The following is a 1,906-nucleotide window of genomic DNA, read 5'->3' on the forward strand; positions in this document are numbered from 1 at the left end:
CATGCTCCCTTCTCTGGTGCTACGCACATTAGTCAGGGAACTGTCGTCAACTCACGCGCCATTCATCCCACGCTCCTAAGAGTGAGGCGTGGGGCTTCTGTCGGATAAGCTAACGAGTAGATTTTGGATAACTGTAATGAAACCCCCCAGAAAAAGGTGGCTTAGAGAGCAAAACGTTAATAAACTGTTTCGTCTTCCTTGCGCCAAGCTGGGTCAACAATACAAATAAATACTAGTGGTTGGCTACCATTGTTGTGGATAAATTGCCTTGCATCCGGGGGAATATACACTGCATCCCCTGGTTCAACTATTTGGGTTTCATCATTGATGTGCATTTCTCCGGTACCACTGAGAATGTAATAAACTTCCGAAGTAGAGAGTGAGTGGGGTTGGGAGGTTTCTCCTACTGGCACAGTTGCATGAGCCAAACTATAGCGTAATGCCAGCGGTTGTTTATCAGGGTGTAACAATTCCCGCAGTAGGGTACTATCTCCGGCAATGAATTCTGGACAGTTGTTAAGTTTTTGAATTAGCATCAATTTTTGTGAAATTTCTAATTGCGAACTTAGTCAAAACCTCTACCCTCTCCCCACCTAGCTAGTACAGATAAGGATTAGTTTTTGCCTGAAAGTCAGAACAATCAATCGCTGCTTCTGTATTGGCAATAGAAGGGCGTACAGTGCATTTAAGGCGATAATCGGCGGTAAAAAATTGGCAGTTAGTACAGGGGATTTGATGCATTTGCTTGGCGGTGGCAACACTGTCTCGTGCCGCAGTCCACAGACTCGAAGCCAAGAGAATAATTACAGACCAAGCAGCGACAAAGCAAATAGGGATTAATAACGGTTGAATCCCATGAATGAGTAAAGATATCAGTTGTGACACGGCAGATCCTGATATAAATTAAGAGCTAGAAGTATATTAACTGCTAACTCCCTACTCTTAACTTCTGACTAAAGTCGTAATGAACTACCCACAGTTGGCTACGCCTGAACTGTGGGTTTCTACATCCCCCAGTCCGTTTTTAGCGGAGACTTCCACAGATTTTTGACGCTTCATTGCCCCTAGTTGCTTCATGCTTCCCGCTTGTTTACGGGTGCGTGAAGTAGAGCTAGGCGAAGAAAGCGTCTGCGAGGCTAGTTCCTAACCCCGGTAGACTACCTTTTGACCAGTAAAGCATAACCTCAGCAGCAGCAATATCTCGGTCTTGAATATACCCACAAACACCGCACTCATGAACTCTAATATCGAGTGTCTTTTTGTGTTGGTGCCCACATTTAGGGCAGGTTTGGGAAGGTTTTACCTTCTTGGTTGGAACCTCTACGAATACACCACCAATTTGCTCAACTTTGTATTTGATGGTGCTGCGTAACATTCCAAAACCAACATCAAGAATAGACTTATTTAGCCCAGCCTTCTGTTTTTTGCGCTTACTTTTCTTGACGCAGTTGTTCATGGGGGAAACCCCCAAGACCACACTGCGTCGCTTCTTCGCTTTACGGGTCATGTTCTTTACTTCTAGCTTTTCGGTGGCAATGAAGCTATTACCGCTTAGAATTTCTACTGCAACTTGGTGAACCCAATCCTGTCGTTGGTTAGCAACTTTACGATACAGCTTGGTAACTTTGGCTTGGGCTTTTTTGAACCTTCTAGAAGCTTTTATTTTCTTCTTTCTATTCGGCGCACATTTACGCCTCTTATCCTTAGATACTTTCTTGATTAGATGTTCTGCGTTTCTCAAGAACTTAGGTGCATTGATTTGTTGATGATTTTCACCGTCAGTAATTGACAACGCTGCATTACACCCTAAGTCAATACCGATAGCACCAATAGGTAAAATCTCTGGTTTCAGAACTTGATCTAAAACTTCAACTGTAATAGATGCGTACCATTTCCCATTGCGATA

General features: G+C 43.7%; 3 protein-coding genes. All 3 read right to left on the reverse strand.

Annotation, left to right across the window (positions count from 1 at the left end; translation table 11 throughout):
* Positions 1 to 176 precede the first annotated feature (176 nt).
* Positions 177 to 536, reverse strand: a complete 360-nt coding sequence (locus H6G32_RS26325; RefSeq protein ID WP_190463700.1) for a cupin domain-containing protein — start codon at positions 534 to 536, stop codon at positions 177 to 179.
* A 61-nt stretch (positions 537 to 597) separates the two neighbouring features.
* The gene (locus tag H6G32_RS26330) at positions 598 to 885 is read right to left on the reverse strand and encodes a hypothetical protein (RefSeq protein ID WP_190463702.1); all 288 of its coding nucleotides are present in this window, start codon (positions 883 to 885) and stop codon (positions 598 to 600) included.
* Between the two features lie 226 nt (positions 886 to 1,111).
* On the reverse strand, positions 1,112 to 1,906 hold a 795-nt coding region (locus tag H6G32_RS26335), incomplete at its 5' end, for an RNA-guided endonuclease InsQ/TnpB family protein (protein WP_375539822.1).

Source organism: Cylindrospermum sp. FACHB-282 (genome assembly GCF_014697195.1).
In the GTDB taxonomy this organism is placed as follows: domain Bacteria; phylum Cyanobacteriota; class Cyanobacteriia; order Cyanobacteriales; family Nostocaceae; genus Cylindrospermum.